This is a genomic window from Oceanicella actignis (genome assembly GCF_008124525.1).
GTDB lineage: Bacteria > Pseudomonadota > Alphaproteobacteria > Rhodobacterales > Rhodobacteraceae > Oceanicella > Oceanicella actignis.
On the sequence record NZ_VNHJ01000001.1, the window covers coordinates 112,123 to 126,969 of the forward strand.

Genomic DNA, 14,847 nt, shown 5'->3' on the forward strand with positions numbered 1-14,847 from the left:
GAAGCGCAGCCGCCGCGCCTTGTCCGGGCGCCGCCATCCCTCCGGCGCGAGAGGCTGCGCGCGGGGGCGCAGGCCGGTCGGCGGCGCGGGCGGGGCTCCTTCATGCGGGCTCTTCACCCATGCGGGGGCAGGGCGCGGCGCGTCAGCGCCAGCCAATAGGCGCAGCCGGCGGGAATGATGCGGTCGTTGAAGTCGTAAGCCGGGTTGTGGAGCGGCGCCGAGTCGCCCGCGCCGATGAAGATGAAGGCGCCCGGGCGCGCCTCGAGCATGTAGGCGAAATCCTCGGCGCCCATGAGCGGCGGCGCCGCCTCGTCCACCATCGCGGCGCCGGCCACGTCGCGCGCCGCGCGCGCCGCCAAGGCCAGCGGCGCGGGCGCGTTGACGGTGACCGGATAGCCGCGCGTCCAGTCCACCCGCGCCTCGGCGCCGTAGGCGGCGGCGACGTTGCGCGCGACCTCGTGCACGCGCGCCTCGAGCAGCGCGCGCACCGGCTCGGACAGGCTGCGCGCCGTGCCGCGCAGCCGGGCGCGGGCGGGGATGACGTTGTAGGCCTCGCCCTCGGCGGCGATGCCGGTGACCGAGACCACCGCCGGCTCGAGCGGATCGACCGCGCGGCTGACCACGCCTTGCAGCGCCACCGCCACATGCGCGGCGGTCAGCACCGGATCGACGCAGGCATGGGGCAGGGCCGCATGGCCGCCGCGCCCCTCGACGGCGATGTCGAACTGGTCCGAGGCGGCCATGATCGGGCCGGGGCGCATCAGGAACGCCCCCTCGGGCGCGCCGGGCAGGTTATGCATGCCGAAGACCTGCGCGATCTCGAAACGCTCCATCAGCCCGTCGCGCACCATGGCCAGCGCGCCGGCGCCTCCCTCCTCGGCGGGCTGGAAGATGACCGCGACGCGCCCGGCGAAGTCGCGCTCCCGCGCCAGCCGCCGCGCCGCGCCCAGCAGCATGGCCGTGTGCCCGTCATGGCCGCAGGCGTGCATGCGCCCCGCCGCGCGCGAGGCCCAGGGCGCGCCGCTGGCCTCGAGGATGGGCAGGGCGTCCATGTCGGCGCGCAGCCCCATGGTCGGGCCCGGCGCCGCGCCGCGAATCAGCCCGACCACGCCCGAGCGGCCGATTCCCTCGACCACCTCGTCGCAGCCGAAGGCGCGCAGCTTGTCGGCGACGAAGGCGGCGGTGCGGGGCAGATCGTAGCCCAGCTCGGGGTTCATGTGCAGCTCGCGCCGCCATGCGGCGATCTCTTGCGCCTCCGAGGCGAATTCTTCGGCAAGGCTTCGTCTTGCGGGCATGGCGGCTCCTTCGCGGTTTTGGTTAACGGCCGTTAATCGATGGTGACAAACGCCTTCGGCTTCTGGTATCAAGAGGCAAGTGTATCGATCGGTGGGAATCATCATGTTGAAAAAAGTTTCACTGGCCATGGCGTTTGCCGCGTTCGCCTGGGGCGGGACGGCCTCTGCGGCGGTCTATTACGGGCAGGACGTCACGGGGGTTAACCCCGACGACAGCGCCACCTGGGTCAACTCGAACGCCGCACGCGCGAGCTTCCTGTCCGCGCTGAGCAACGTCGGCAGCCAGGACTTCGAGAGCTTCGCCGACGGGCAGACGCCGCCGGTGTCGATGAACTTCCCCGGCTCGACCGGCTCGATCACGGCGACCATGTCGGCCGGCGGGCGCGTGCAGGCCGAGAACGCGACCGAAGCCAGGAAGGGCCGATTCGCGACCTCGGGCAGCCAGTATTACCTGATCGGCACCGGTCAGGGCGGCACCACCATCACCTTCAGCGCCGACGTGGCCGCCTTCGGCTTCTACGGAACCGATATCGGCGACTTCAACGGTCAGCTGGTGCTGGACTTCCTGGACGACGCCAACAACGTGCTGTTCTCGGAGAACGTCGGCATGGCCGGGCCGAACGGCAACATCCTGTTCTGGGGCATCACCAGCCAGAGCAACCCGTTCAACGCCGTCCGCTTCCGCGCCATCGGCAGCAACGATCAGTTCGGCTTCGACGACTTCATCATCAGTGACGCGCGCCAGATCAACCCGGTGCCGGTCCCCGCGGCAGGGCTTCTGCTGCTGTCGGGCTTCGCCGGCCTGGCCGGGATGCGGCTGCGCCGCAAGGGCTGAAGCGGAACGCGACTCAGGGTTCCCGCCGAAACATCGACGCCCGGGCGCTTCGCCCGGGCGTTTTCGCGCGTTTGAGCGGGCGGCTCTTGAGAAAGCGCGCGCGACTCGCTACCTCTGATGGCAAGCAGCGGGCTTGCAGCCCCAACGGATCGGAACATAGCCATGGCGTCGAGCCGGGGCGCCGCCCCAGCCGCGACCCGCGCCGCGCGCGGGGACGCGCGGGCGGCGCATGATCGCGACAGGCCGTGCTACGCGGCCCTGGATCTTGGAACCAACAACTGCCGGCTGCTGGTCGCGCGGCCGGCGGGCGCGCATTTCGACGTGATCGACGCCTTCTCGCGCAATGTCCGCCTGGGCGAGGGGGTCGAGCGCACCGGCGCGCTGTGCGACGCGGCCATGAACCGCACCATCGACGCGCTGCGCATCTGCGCGGCCAAGATCCGCCGCCACGAGGTGCGCCGCGCCCGGGTCATCGCCACCGAGGCGTGCCGGCGGGCGATCAACGGGCGGGCCTTCCTGCGCCGCGTGCGCCGGGAAACGGGCCTCGAGATGGAGCTCATCACCCCCGAGCAGGAGGCGCGCCTGGCCCTGGCGGGCTGCGCGCCGCTGCTCGATCCCGAGGCGCGCAGCCTGATGGTTTTCGACATAGGCGGCGGCTCGACCGAGCTCATCTGGGTGGATCTCGAGGGGCTCGACCCGGCCGAGCGGCAGAACCTGCTCATGGCGCTGGCGCCGGGGCCGGGGGGCAAGCGGCGCTCGGCCCTGCGGCGCGAGGCGCGCGCGCGCGTGGTGGACTGGATCTCGGCGCCGGTGGGCGTGGCGACGCTGCATGACAAGTTCGCCGACGTGCGCGACGACCGCAGCCGCTATGCGCTCATGTCCTGGTTCTTCGAAGAGAACCTGGCCGGCTTCATCCCCTACGAGGACCCCGCCCTTCAGCGCCGCCTGCCGGGGCTGCAGATCATCGGCGCCTCGGGCACGGTGACGACGCTGGGCGCGCTGCACAAGGGGCTGGTCAGATACGACCGCGCGAAGGTCGATGGCATGTGGCTGGGCGCGGAGGACGCGGTGCGGCTGATCAACGCGCTGGTGGACATGGGGCCGGCGGGGCGGCGCGCGCATCCGGGCGTGGGCCATGACCGCGCCGAGCTGGTGGTGGCGGGCGGCGCGATCCTGCGCACCATCCTGCGTCTGTGGCCCGCGCCGCGCATCCGCGTCGCCGACCGGGGATTGCGCGAGGGGCTGCTCTACAGCCAGATGTGGACCGAAAGGATGGGCGACGCATGAGCAAGGACAAGCTTCCGCCGGGCGTGCGCCGCCACGCCCCCAAGGGCGCCGCGGCCGAGCGCGGCGGCGCCTCGGGGCGCGGGCGGCAGGATCTGAAGAAGCGCGTCAAGACGGCCAAGGGGCGCAAGCTCAGCTCGACCCGCTGGCTCGAGCGGCAGCTGAACGACCCCTACGTCGCCGCCGCCCGCCGCGACGGCTATCGCGGCCGCGCGGCCTACAAGCTGATCGAGATGGACGACCGGCTGCGCATTCTGACGCCGGGCGCGCGGGTGGTGGATCTGGGCTGCGCGCCGGGCGGCTGGCTGCAGGTCGCGGTGGCGCGGGTCAACGCGCTGGGCCGCAAGCCGGGCAAGCGCGTGGGGCGCGTTCTGGGCGTGGATCTTCAGGATGTCGAGCCACTGCCGGGCGCCGAGGTGCTCAAGCTCGATTTCCTCGAGGAAGGCGCCGACGAGGCGGTCAAGGAGGCGCTGGGCGGGCAGGCCGACGTGGTGCTGTCGGACATGGCGCCCTTCGCCTCGGGCCACAAGACGACCGATCATCTGCGCATCGTCGCGCTGTGCGAGGCGGCCGCCGCCTTCGCGCGCGACGTGCTCAGCCCCGGCGGCGCCTTCATCGCCAAGGTGCTTCAGGGCGGCGCCGAGGCCGAGCTTCTGGCCGCGCTCAAGCGCGACTACGAGCATGTCTCGCATGTCAAGCCGCCCGCCAGCCGCAGCGATTCGTCCGAGAAATACGTCGTCGCGCGCGGCTTCCGCGGCAGCCCGGCCGCGCCCGAGCCCCCTGCCGGGCAGGCGGGCTGGGATCCGGCGGGGGTCTAGCCGCGGGAAGCGGGCCGGCCCTTGGCGCCGGGCCGCGCATGGGCCGCGATGCGCTTGAAGGTCGTCAGCAGCTCGTCCAGACGCGCCTCTTCGGCGAAGGGCAGGGCAGCGCGCATGAGCTCCTCGGCCGGGTCGGGCAGGCGCGCGCCATGGGGCGCGAGCGCCGCCGCGGCTTCGTCCATGCGTCCAAGCTCGGCAAGGCTGGCCGCGGCGATCAGCGCGGGGAACAGCTCGTCCGGCGCCTCGGCGACGGCCAGCCGCGCCAGCTCCAGCGCGCGCGCGGGGCGCCGGGCGGCGTAGGCGGCCAGGGCCTTGAAGGCGCGCCAGATGGGCGCGCGCGCGTCGTCGGGGCTCAGCGCCAGGGCGCGGTCGGCCCAGAAATCGGCCTCGGCCTCGGAGGCTTCCAGCGCGAACAGGCGCGCCAGCTCGGCCATGGCGGGGGCGTAGGCGGGGTTGAGCTCGAGCGCGCGCAGCTGCAACGCCCGGCCCGTTTCCGTTCCCTCCAGAAACGAGGCGCCCAGCCCCAAGCTGTAGTGCGCCAGCGCCGAGCGCGGCTGCGCGCGCACCGCGCGGCGCGCCATCTCGCGCCCGACGAAGAAGGCCGCGCGCGGGTCGGGGGTCAGTCCGCGGTATCCTTCGGCCATGTGAAGCTGCGCCAGCAGCGCAAGGGCGGTGGAATCGTCGGGATGCAGCTCGAGCGCGCCTTGCAGAAAGCCGCGCGCCTTGCGCAGAAGCTCGGCGTCCTGCGCCTGGCGCAGACCCAGCGCGGCCATCAGAAGGCGCCAGAAATCGCCGTCGGGCGGCGTCTTGCGCGCGCGTTCGAGCGCGACCTCGGCCGTCAGCAGCGCCGGCGTCACGCGCCCGGCGATGCGCCGCGCCAGCGCGCGCGGGGGGTCCGAGGCGTCGCCGGGCATGGGCTCGGCGTCCTGAGCCAGAACCAGCGCGCCGTCGCCCCGGCGCGCGGCCGAGAAGAAGGCGCGCGGGGCCTCGTCCGGGCGGCGGCCCAGCGTGATCACGTAATCGACCTGCGCGGCGATCTGCGCGGGGCTCATTCCCGCCGCGAAAAGCTCGTCGCAGCTGCGCACGCGCAGCCAGCAGCAATTGGCCATCATCGCCGTCGTCTCGCGCAGCAGGGCGACGTCGGCGGGCGAGTCGGGGTCGGCGGCCTTGAACGCCGCCAGCGGGCGGGCCGAGAAGGAATCGCCGCCTTCGCGCGCGGGGGCGGGGGCCGCGGGCGGCGCGCCGCGGGCGGCGCGGCGGGACGAGAGGGCGTTCTCATAGGCCTCGAGCGCGGCGCGGGGCTCTTCGCCCAGCTCCTCGCGGAAAAGCGCGCGGCAATCCTCCAGATGCGCGCGCGCGCTCTTGAGGCGCCCGCGCTCGACCAGCAGCGCGATCAGCCGCGCGTGAACGTCCTCCTGCAAGGGGTCGATGCGCAGCAGCGCCCGCGCCGCGTTGGCCGCGCGTTCCAGCCGCCCGGCCGCCTGGTCCAGCAGCAGCTGGCGCAGCAGCCCGTCCAGGGTGAGGGAATCGAGCCGGCTGGCCTGCGTGGCGGTCCAGTCCTGGAAATCCTTCTCGGGCACCTGAAGCGGGCCCAGGAACGGGCCGCGATGCAGATCCGCCAGCCGCGAAAGCCCGTCCGCGTCGCGATGGGCGGCTGCGGCCTCGATCTCGAGCGCGTCGCACCACACCGCGCCCGGGCGCAGCGCGATGGCGGCGTTGTCGGCGTCGATGACGGCGTCGAAAGCCGGCCCCAGCGCCCGCTTCATGCGCCGCATCTCCTGGCGCAGGCTGGCGCGGCCCTGCTCGGGGGCGCTCTGGCTCCACAACAGCTCGACCAGCGCGTCGCGGCTGGCCGCCTGGCCGGGCTGCAGCGCCAGATAGGCGAGGATCGCCGCCCCTTTCGCCCCCAGCCGCCCGACGGGCGCGCCCTCGGGGTCCGACGCCACGGCCAGCGCCGCGCCCATGGCGTAAAGGCGCAGCGTCGCCGCGCCCGCCGCCACGCGCGGCGGCTGGCTGGGAGCTTCGAGATTCATGGTCTCTCGTCCGCGGATGCCTTCATGCAAAGCGCTTCACTTCGTTTCCTTGCCCGCCCTATGCTTGGCGTTCCCGCCGCCGGGGCGCGGCCGCTGCCATTCTAGCCCGAGGCGCGCGCCCCGCGCCATCATCCGTGGACCAGAGATGACGAAATCCGACAAACCCGCCATCGCCTCGCCCGACGAGCTGGCGCCCTTCGCCGCGCCTCTGGCCGGTCCGCTCGAGCTGCCGCCCTTCGACGCCGCCGGCCCCGAGCGCTGGCCCGCGCTGTTCCGCGCCGCCATCGCCGAGCACGAGCGCGAGCTCGAGCGCATCGCCCAGGACCCGCGTCCGGCCGATTTCGGCAACGTGATCGACGCGCTCGAGGCGTCGGGGCGCGCGCTGGGGCGGCTGTGCGCGGCCTTCTTCACCCTCGCGAGCTGCTGCTCGGACGATGCGCTGCGCGCCGCCGAGCGCGAGGTCGCGCCGCTTCTGGCCGGCCATCGCGCCCGCATGTGGAGCGATTCGCGGCTTCTGGCGCGCATCGACGCGCTGGCCGCGCGCGCCGATGCGCTTGCGCCCGACGCCGAGGCGGCGCGCGTGCTCATGCTCTATCGGCGCGAGTTCGAGCGCGCCGGCGCCCGCCTGCCCGAGGCGGCCCGCGCGCGCCTCGCCGCGATCTCGGCCGAGCTGGCGGCGCTGGGGGCGCGCTTTTCGCAGAACGTGCTGGCCGACGAGGCCGGCTGGACGCTGCAGCTTGGCGAGGGCGATCTTGCGGGGCTGCCGGCCGACGTGATCGACGCCGCCCGCCGCGCGGCGCGCGAGCGCGGGATGGAGGGCTGGGCGATCACGCTTGCGCGCTCGTCGGTCGAGCCGTTCCTGACCTTCAGCGCCAGGCGCGATCTGCGCGAGGCCGCCTGGCGGGCCTGGGCGGGGCGCGGAACCGGCGCCGGCGCGGGCGGGTCCGAGGCGGACAATCGCCCGCTCATCCGCCGCATCCTGGCCCTGCGGGCCGAGCGCGCGCGCCTTCTGGGGCATCCGAACTACGCCGCCTTCAAGCTGGCGCCGCAGATGGCCGGCGCGCCCGAGGCGGTGCGCGCGCTGCTCGACCGCGTCTGGGCGCCCGCCCGCGCGCGCGCGCTGGACGAGGCGCGCGCGCTGTCGGCCCTGGCCGCCGAAGAGGGGGCGAACATCGCCCTCGCCCCCTGGGATTGGCGCCACTATGCCGAGAAGCTGCGCAAGCGCCTGCACGATTTCGACGAGGCCGCGGTCAAGCCGTATCTGGCGCTCGACAACGTCATCGCCGCGGCGTTCGACGTGGCCGGGCGGCTGTTCGGCCTCGAATTCGCGCCGGTCGAGGGGCTTGCCCTGCATCACCCCGATGCGCGCGCCTGGCGGGTGACGCGCGGCGGGCGCCATGTGGGGCTGTTCGTGGGCGACTATTTCGCGCGGCCCTCCAAGCGCTCGGGCGCGTGGATGTCGGCCCTGCGCGCGCAGGAGAATTTCGACCCGCGCATGGGCGAGGTGCGGCCCATCGTGCTGAACGTGATGAACTTCGCCCAGGCCGAGGGGCCAAGCCTGCTGAGCTGGGACGATGCGCGCACGCTGTTTCACGAGTTCGGCCACGCGCTGCACGGGCTTCTGTCCGACGTGCGCCATCCCTTCGTGTCGGGAACGGCCGTGGCGCGGGATTTCGTCGAGCTGCCCAGCCAGCTCTTCGAGCACTGGCTCTCGCAGCCCGAGGTGCTGGCCCGGCACGCGCGGCACGTCGAGACGGGCGCGCCGATGCCGCAGGAGCTGATCGCGCGTCTGCGCGCGGCCGAGACCTTCAACCAGGGCTTCGCCACGGTCGAATACGTCGCCTCGGCGGCGGTCGATCTGGCCTTGCACGAGCTGCCCGACCCCGAGGCGATCGACCCCGCCGCCTTCGAGGCCGAGCTCTTGTCGCGCATGGGCATGCCCGAGGCGGTCGCCATGCGCCATGCCAGCCCGCATTTCCTGCATGTCTTCGCCGGCGAGGGCTATTCGGTCGGCTATTACAGCTACATGTGGGCCGAAGTGATGGACGCGGACGCCTTCGGCGCCTTCGAGGAGGCCGGTGATCCCTTCGATCCCGAGGTCGCCGCCCGGCTGGAGCGGCACATCTACGCCGCGGGCGGCAGCCGCGACCCGGCCGAGGCCTACCGCGCCTTCCGCGGCCGCGACCCCGATCCGGCGGCGCTGCTGCGCCGGCGCGGCCTGGCCGGGCAAGGCGCGTCCGAGGCCGCCGCGACCGCCTGAGCGCAGCGCAAGGACAGGGCGGCGAGGCTGGTCCGAACGGGGGGCGCAAGCGGCGAGCCGTTGCGCATCGAGCGACCGTGGCCGCGAACGTGCCGCCGCGCCGCTTGGGGCCGTCCGCCGATGGCGGCGCGCGGCCGGATGCGCTTCGGGCCGCTTCGCGCCCGCCTCGGGGCGGGCGCGCCGGGGTCAGTTCGCCGCTTCGGGGCCGCGCGCCTCGCGGCCCGCGCGGCGTCCGCGGCGCCCGCGGCGCTCGGCCTCGGCGGGACGCTCGCCGCCGCCCTCCTGCAGCAGCTCCATCGCCGCGGCGCTGGCCGGGCCCAGCCGCGCGACGATCTCTTCGGCCGTGGGGCGCGGGCCGCGCGGGCGCGTCTCGAGCGCCTCGCGCATCGCGCGCACATGGGCCGGGGTCGTGCCGCAGCACCCGCCGATCACGCGCGCGCCCAGATCGCGCGCCAGGCACGCATAGTCGGCCATCAGCTCTTCGGTGCCCGAGTAACGGATCGCGCCGTCGACATACTCGGGAATGCCGCAATTGGCCTTGGCGACCAGAACGTCCTCGTCGCCCAGCTGCGAGACGACGCTCAGCAGCCCGATCAGCAGATCCGGCGCCCCGGTGCCGCAATTCCCGCCGAAGGCCGCGGGCGGATGCGCGCAGCTGTGCGCAAGGCGCGCCAGGCCCGCCGGGGTGACCCCCATCATCGTACGGCCGTTGGTGTCGAAGGACATGGTCGAGATGGCCGGCATCCCCGCCTCGGCCGCGGCCTCGAGCGCCGCGGTCAACTCCTCGGCCGAGGACATGGTCTCGATCCAGATCACATCCGCGCCGCCGGCCTTCAGGCCCTCGATCTGGGCGCGGAAGGCGGCGCGCGCGGTCTCGGGGGTCAGAACGCCGCCGACCTCGGCGAAAAGGTCGCCGGTGGGGCCGACGTCGCCGGCGCAGACGATCTCGCGCCCCGTGGCGGCGCGCGCCGCGTCGATCTCGGCCCTCAGCAGCGCCGCGGCGGCGCGGTTGACCTCGAACACCCGGTCGTCCAGCCCGTGCAGCTTCAGCCGGTTGGCCGTGCCGCCGAAGCTGTTGGTCAGAACGATGTCCGACCCGGCCTCGATGAAGTCGCGGTAATGCGCGCGCACCTTGTCCGGCTCGGCCAGGTTCCAGCCCTCGGGGGCGTCGCCGTGGTTCAGCCCGCGCGCGAAAAGGTTGGTTCCCGTCGCGCCGTCGGCCAGAAGCCATTCGCGCTCGGACAGCAATCGGCGGAAAAGATCGGACATGGCGGGCGGCCTCCTTCTGGGAACGCGCGGGTCATGCCATGAAACGCCGCCGCGCGCAACGCGCCGCGGGCGGGGTCGGGGCGCGGCGCCGCATGCCCCGCGGCCGCCGCGCGGCGCGGGCGGGCGCTGCACGCATGCGCGCGGCCGACGCGCCGCCTAGCCCGAGCCCCCGGCCGGGCGCGCCGTCTCGGTCAGCAGCCAGTCGCGAAAGGCCGAAAGCGGCGGCGCCTCGGCCGCCCCCGCGGGCCAGACCAGCCAGTAGGCGCCGGCGCTCTTGCGCGGCCGCCCGCAGGGAATGACCAGCTCGCCGCGCGCGCGCTCGGTCTCGGTCATGAACAGCGGCAGCAGCGCCACGCCAAGCCCGGACATGGCCGCGCGCGCCAGCGCGGCGAACTGGTCGAAGGTCATCCCGCCCGGCCGCGGGGGCGGCGCGCCCTCGGCGGCCAGCCAGTCGTCCCAGGCGCGCGGGCGCGTGGCGATGCGCAACAGCGGCGCCGCCCCGCGCGCCAGCGCCTCGGCCGAGCGCGCCCTCGGGGCCAGGGCCGGCGCGCACATGGGGGCCACGCGCTCATGCATCAGGAAGGCGGCCTCGGCGCCGGGCCAGTCGCGCGCCAGCCTTTCCTCGGGTCCGAAATGAATGGCGGCGTCGTGCCCCTCGGCCGCGAAGTCGAAAGGGCGCAGCCGCGTCGCAAGGTTCAGCGTCACGCCGGGATGGGCCTGCAGAAAGCGCGGCAGCCGCGGCGCCAGCCAGCGCGCGCCGAAGGTGGGCAGCATGGCCAAGTTGAGCACGCCGCCGTCGGGATTGGCCACCAGGTCCTGCGAGGCGCGCCCGATGATCCCCAGCGCCCGGCGCACCTCGGCCAGATAGCGCGCGCCCGCCGGCGTCAGCTCCAGCCGCCGGCCGCGGCGCGCGAACAGCGCCACCTGCAGCCGCGCCTCGAGCGCGCGGATCTGGCGGCTGACGGCGCTTTGCGTCAGGTCCAGCTCCTCGGCCGCGCCGGTGACCGAGCCGGCGCGCGCGGTCGCCTCGAAGGCGGCGAGCAGGGCGATGGGGGGCAGGAAGCGTCGCGGCCAGGTCATGACATTCCCATTCGGAATGGATCGCGCGGGCGGGCGAAGGAAAACGCAATTGCCTTGGCGCGCGCGGCGCTGCATTCATTCTTCATCTTCATAAAACGGCGGGCCGCTCCCGCCAAGACCCGGAGGACGCGCCATGAACGCCCCGCTCAAGGCCAAGGACTCGCCCGCGCTCGCATCGTTCGACTGGCAGGACCCCTTCCTGCTCGCCGATCAGCTGACCGAGGACGAGCGCATGATGATGGACAGCGCCCGCGCCTACGCGCAGGAGAAGCTGATGCCGCGCGTCACCGACGCCTATCTGAACGAGCGCACCGATCCCGAGATCTTCCGCGAGATGGGCGGGATGGGCCTTCTGGGCGTCACCATCCCCGAGGAATACGGCGGCCTTGGCGCGGGCTACGTCGCCTACGGCCTTGTCGCGCGCGAGATCGAGCGCGTGGACTCGGGCTATCGCTCGATGATGTCGGTGCAGTCCTCGCTGGTGATGTATCCGATCTACGCCTACGGCTCGGAAGAGCAGCGCAGGCGCTACCTGCCCAGGCTGGCCTCGGGCGAGTGGATCGGCTGCTTCGGCCTGACCGAGCCCGACGCCGGCTCGGACCCGGCCGGCATGAAGACCCGCGCCGTCAAGACCGAGGGCGGCTACCGCCTGACCGGCTCGAAGATGTGGATCTCGAACGCGCCCATCGCCGACGTCTTCGTCGTCTGGGCCAAGTCCGAGGCCCATGGCGGCAAGATCCGCGGCTTCGTGCTGGAAAAGGGCATGAAGGGCCTGTCCGCGCCCAAGATCGGCGGCAAGCTGAGCCTGCGCGCCTCGGTCACCGGCGAGATCGTCATGGACGGGGTCGAGGTTCCCGAGGACGCGCTGCTGCCCAATGTCGAGGGGCTCAAGGGCCCGTTCGGCTGCCTCAACCGCGCGCGCTACGGCATCAGCTGGGGCGCCATGGGCGCGGCCGAGGATTGCTGGCATCGCGCGCGCCGCTACGGGCTCGAGCGCACCCAGTTCGGCCGCCCGCTGGCGCAGACCCAGCTGTTCCAGAAAAAGCTGGCCGACATGCAGACCGAGATCGCGCTGGGGCTGCAGGCCAGCCTGCGCGTGGGCCGGCTGATGGACGAGGGCCGCGCCGCGCCCGAGATGATCTCGATCGTCAAGCGCAACAACTGCGGCAAGGCGCTGGACATCGCGCGCATGGCCCGCGACATGCACGGGGGCAACGGCATTCAGGCCGAGTATCACGTCATGCGCCACGCCCAGAACCTGGAAACCGTGAACACCTACGAGGGCACGCATGACGTGCACGCCCTGATCCTGGGGCGCGCGCAGACCGGCCTTCAGGCGTTCTTCTGAGCGCGCGGCCGGGCGGGAGGGGCGCGATGACCACGGACGGAACCGGGCGCGACGCGCCGACCGGCGGGCGGCTGCTGGTCGAGTGCCTGCGCGCGCAGGGCGTCGAGCGCGTCTTCTGCGTGCCGGGCGAAAGCTATCTCGAGGCGCTCGACGCGCTCGGCCTCGCCGGGGTCGAGACGGTCAACGCCCGCCACGAGGGCGCCGCCGCCATGATGGCCGAGGCCGACGGCAAGCTGACCGGCCGGCCGGGCGTCGCCTTCGTCACCCGCGGCCCGGGCGCGACCAACGCCGCGGCCGGGGTGCATGTGGCCATGCAGGACGGCACGCCGATGGTGCTGTTCGTGGGCCAGATCGGCCGCGCCATGCGCGGGCGCGCCGCCTTTCAGGAGGTGGACTACCGCCAGACCTTCCGCGACCTGGCCAAATGGGTCGAAGAGATCGACGACGCCGCCCGCATCCCCGAGATCGTCTCGCACGCCTGGCACATCGCCATGTCGGGCCGGCCGGGGCCGGTGGTGCTGGCGCTGCCCGAGGACATGCTGCGCGACCCCGCGCCCGCCCGTCCCGGCCCGCGGGTCGAGGTCGCCGATCCCGCTCCCGACCCCGCCGCCATGGCGCGGATGCGCGCGGTCATGGCGGCGGCTGAGCGCCCGCTGGTCATCGTCGGCGGCAGCCGCTGGGACGCGGCGGCGCGCGAGGCGCTGCACCGCCTTGCCGCCGAATGGGACGTGCCTGTGGCCGTCACCTTCCGCCGGCAGATGCTGTTCGACGCCACGCATCCCAACTATGCCGGCGATCTGGGGCTGGGCGCCAATCCCGCCCTGGTGCGGCGCGCGGCCGAGGCCGACGCGGTGCTGATGATCGGCGCGCGCTTTTCCGAGAACCCCAGCCAGGGCTTCTCGCTGTTCGACATTCCCGCCCCGCGCCAGCGCCTGATCCATGTCCACCCCGCGCCCGACGAGCTGGGGCGCATCTACGTCCCCGAGGTGGCCGTCAACGCCACGCCGCGCCTGTTCCTCGAGGCCGCGCTGGCCGAGGCGCCGCCCCGCCGCTGGAGCGCGCGCGCCGAGAACGCCGCCTACCGCGCCTGGACCGACGCGCCCCCCGAGGATCCCGGCGCGCTGACCATGTCGCGGGTCATCGCCCACATGCGCGAGGTCCTGCCTCCCGACGCCGTTCTGACCAACGGCGCGGGCAACTACGCCATCTGGCTGCACCGCTTCTACCGCTGGCGCGCCTTCGGCACGCAGCTGGCGCCGGTGTCGGGCTCGATGGGCTACGGCCTGCCGGCCGCCATCGCCGCCAAGCTGCGCGACCCCGCGCGCGAGGTGTTCTGCCTGGCGGGCGACGGCTGCTTCCAGATGACGGGGCTCGAGCTGGCGACGGCGGCGCAGACGGGCGCCTCGGTGGTGACGCTGATCTGCGACAACGGCATGTATGGCACCATCCGCATGCATCAGGAGCGCCGCTTTCCCGGACGCGCGCACGCCACCAGCCTGCGCAACCCAGACTTCGCCGCCCTGGCGCGCGCCTGCGGCGCCTGGGCCGAGACGGTCGCGCGCGACGAGGACTTTCCCGCCGCGTTCGAGCGCGCGCGCGCCCATGCGCGGGCCGCGAAGGGGCCGGCGGCGCTGCATCTGCGGCTCGATCCTCGGGCGCTGGCGCCGGGGCGCGCGTTGCCGGATGCCGGCTGAACGGGGAGCCTGAACGGGGGGCGCCGATCGCAGGGCGGTTGCCGCGGGGCGGTTGTCGCGCTAACCCTATGGATGAACAGGATGGATGAATGCGGCGCGCGGCGTGCGCGCAGGCTTGGATCAGGGGAGCTCTGAATGGGGCATGAGACGGCTTCGGCGCCGCGGGGCGCGGCGTTTCGCGACGCCGCGGTTCTTGTCGTGGCGGCGCGCGACGCCGCGCGCGCGATCGCCCAGACCCTGCGCGATGCGGGCATGCGGGTGGACGCCGCGCTGACCCGAGACGAGGCGCTGGGGCTGATCGGCTTCTACGACTTCGACCTGGCGCTGGTCGATCCGCTTTGCGACGGCGGCGCGGGGGCCGAGCTGATCCGCGATCTGGTCGCGGCGGCGGGCGGCCCGGCGGTGGCCGCCCTTGCCGCGCCCGAGGACGAGCGCGCCCGCGCCCTGGCGCGCGAGGCGGGCGCGTCGGCCTGCCTTGCGCCCGACGCGCCGGCCGAGGCGGCGGCGGCGCTGCTTGGTCCGAGCGGCGCCGAGCCGGGGCGGGGCGCCGCGCCCGATGCCGAACCGGCCGTGGGCGGGGTGGACCCCGGGCGCTTCGGCGCGCATGTGGATCGCGAGATCTACGAAGGCCTGGCCGCGGCCATCGGCGAAGAGATGATGGACGAGCTGCTGACCCGCGTGCGCGCCGACATCGCCGAGCAGCGCGCCCTGGTCGCCGCCGCCGCCCCCGCCGCCGATCGCGAGGCGCTGCGCCGGGCCACGCATGTTCTCATCTCGGTCGCCGGCGCGGTGGGCGCGACGCCGCTGCAACGCATGGCCGAAGAGCTCAACCGCCTGGCCAAGCAGGCCGAGGACGAGGCCCTGCGCGCGGCAGCGGCGGCGCTGACCGCCGAGGCCGACGAGGTGCTGGCCTTCATCGGGCCGCGCTAGG

11 protein-coding genes are annotated in these 14,847 nt (G+C 73.9%); 7 read left to right on the forward strand and 4 right to left on the reverse strand.

All coding sequences use genetic code 11. The features are described 5' to 3' along the window. Positions 1–113: 113 nt before the first annotated feature. Complete coding sequence (locus LY05_RS00495) at positions 114–1,295, reverse strand: M20 aminoacylase family protein (protein WP_148921715.1); 1,182 nt, start codon at positions 1,293–1,295, stop codon at positions 114–116. Positions 1,296–1,422: 127 nt separating this feature from the next. Between LY05_RS00495 and LY05_RS00500 the strand changes: the two genes are divergently transcribed. The 3 genes from LY05_RS00500 to LY05_RS00510 all read left to right on the forward strand — a co-directional run bounded on the left by LY05_RS00500 (position 1,423) and on the right by LY05_RS00510 (position 4,232). Further along, a complete protein-coding gene (locus LY05_RS00500; protein ID WP_072746447.1) occupies positions 1,423–2,130 on the forward strand; it encodes a VPLPA-CTERM sorting domain-containing protein in 708 nt (235 codons plus the stop codon). A gap of 156 nt (positions 2,131–2,286) precedes the next feature. Next, entirely contained in the window at positions 2,287–3,417 is a 1,131-nt protein-coding gene (locus LY05_RS00505; protein ID WP_370426837.1) for a Ppx/GppA phosphatase family protein, read from the forward strand. Further along, on the forward strand, positions 3,414–4,232 hold the full coding sequence (locus LY05_RS00510; protein WP_083581158.1) for an RlmE family RNA methyltransferase: 819 nt from the start codon (positions 3,414–3,416) through the stop codon (positions 4,230–4,232). The genes LY05_RS00505 and LY05_RS00510 overlap by 4 nt, the downstream gene beginning before the upstream one ends. On the opposite strand, the gene LY05_RS00515 is transcribed toward LY05_RS00510, so the two are convergent. Then, positions 4,229–6,265 (reverse strand): AfsR/SARP family transcriptional regulator, encoded by a 2,037-nt coding sequence (locus tag LY05_RS00515; protein ID WP_148921717.1) that lies wholly within the window; start codon positions 6,263–6,265, stop codon positions 4,229–4,231. The two genes, LY05_RS00510 and LY05_RS00515, sit on opposite strands and share 4 nt — an antisense overlap. 145 nt (positions 6,266–6,410) lie before the next feature. Between LY05_RS00515 and LY05_RS00520 the strand changes: the two genes are divergently transcribed. Then, a complete protein-coding gene (locus LY05_RS00520) occupies positions 6,411–8,525 on the forward strand; it encodes a M3 family metallopeptidase (protein ID WP_148921718.1) in 2,115 nt (704 codons plus the stop codon). A gap of 186 nt (positions 8,526–8,711) precedes the next feature. Here the strand turns inward: LY05_RS00520 and bmt are convergent, their stop codons facing one another. Together bmt and LY05_RS00530 are read right to left on the reverse strand one after the other, a co-directional pair. After that, complete coding sequence (gene bmt / locus LY05_RS00525; RefSeq protein ID WP_072746444.1) at positions 8,712–9,794, reverse strand: betaine--homocysteine S-methyltransferase; 1,083 nt, start codon at positions 9,792–9,794, stop codon at positions 8,712–8,714. A gap of 156 nt (positions 9,795–9,950) precedes the next feature. Beyond that, positions 9,951–10,874, reverse strand: a complete 924-nt coding sequence (locus LY05_RS00530; protein ID WP_072746443.1) for a LysR family transcriptional regulator — start codon at positions 10,872–10,874, stop codon at positions 9,951–9,953. A gap of 133 nt (positions 10,875–11,007) precedes the next feature. Here LY05_RS00530 and LY05_RS00535 point away from each other — a divergent pair, with 133 nt between their 5' ends. The 3 genes from LY05_RS00535 (at position 11,008) to LY05_RS15325 (ending at position 14,846) form a co-directional block, all read left to right on the forward strand. Beyond that, complete coding sequence (locus LY05_RS00535; protein ID WP_148921719.1) at positions 11,008–12,222, forward strand: acyl-CoA dehydrogenase; 1,215 nt, start codon at positions 11,008–11,010, stop codon at positions 12,220–12,222. Positions 12,223–12,248: 26 nt separating this feature from the next. After that, a complete protein-coding gene (locus tag LY05_RS00540) occupies positions 12,249–13,916 on the forward strand; it encodes a thiamine pyrophosphate-dependent enzyme (protein ID WP_072746441.1) in 1,668 nt (555 codons plus the stop codon). Between the two features lie 135 nt (positions 13,917–14,051). Beyond that, positions 14,052–14,846, forward strand: coding sequence for an Hpt domain-containing protein (locus tag LY05_RS15325; RefSeq protein ID WP_148921720.1), 795 nt, complete (start codon positions 14,052–14,054; stop codon positions 14,844–14,846). Position 14,847: the final 1 nt, after the last annotated feature.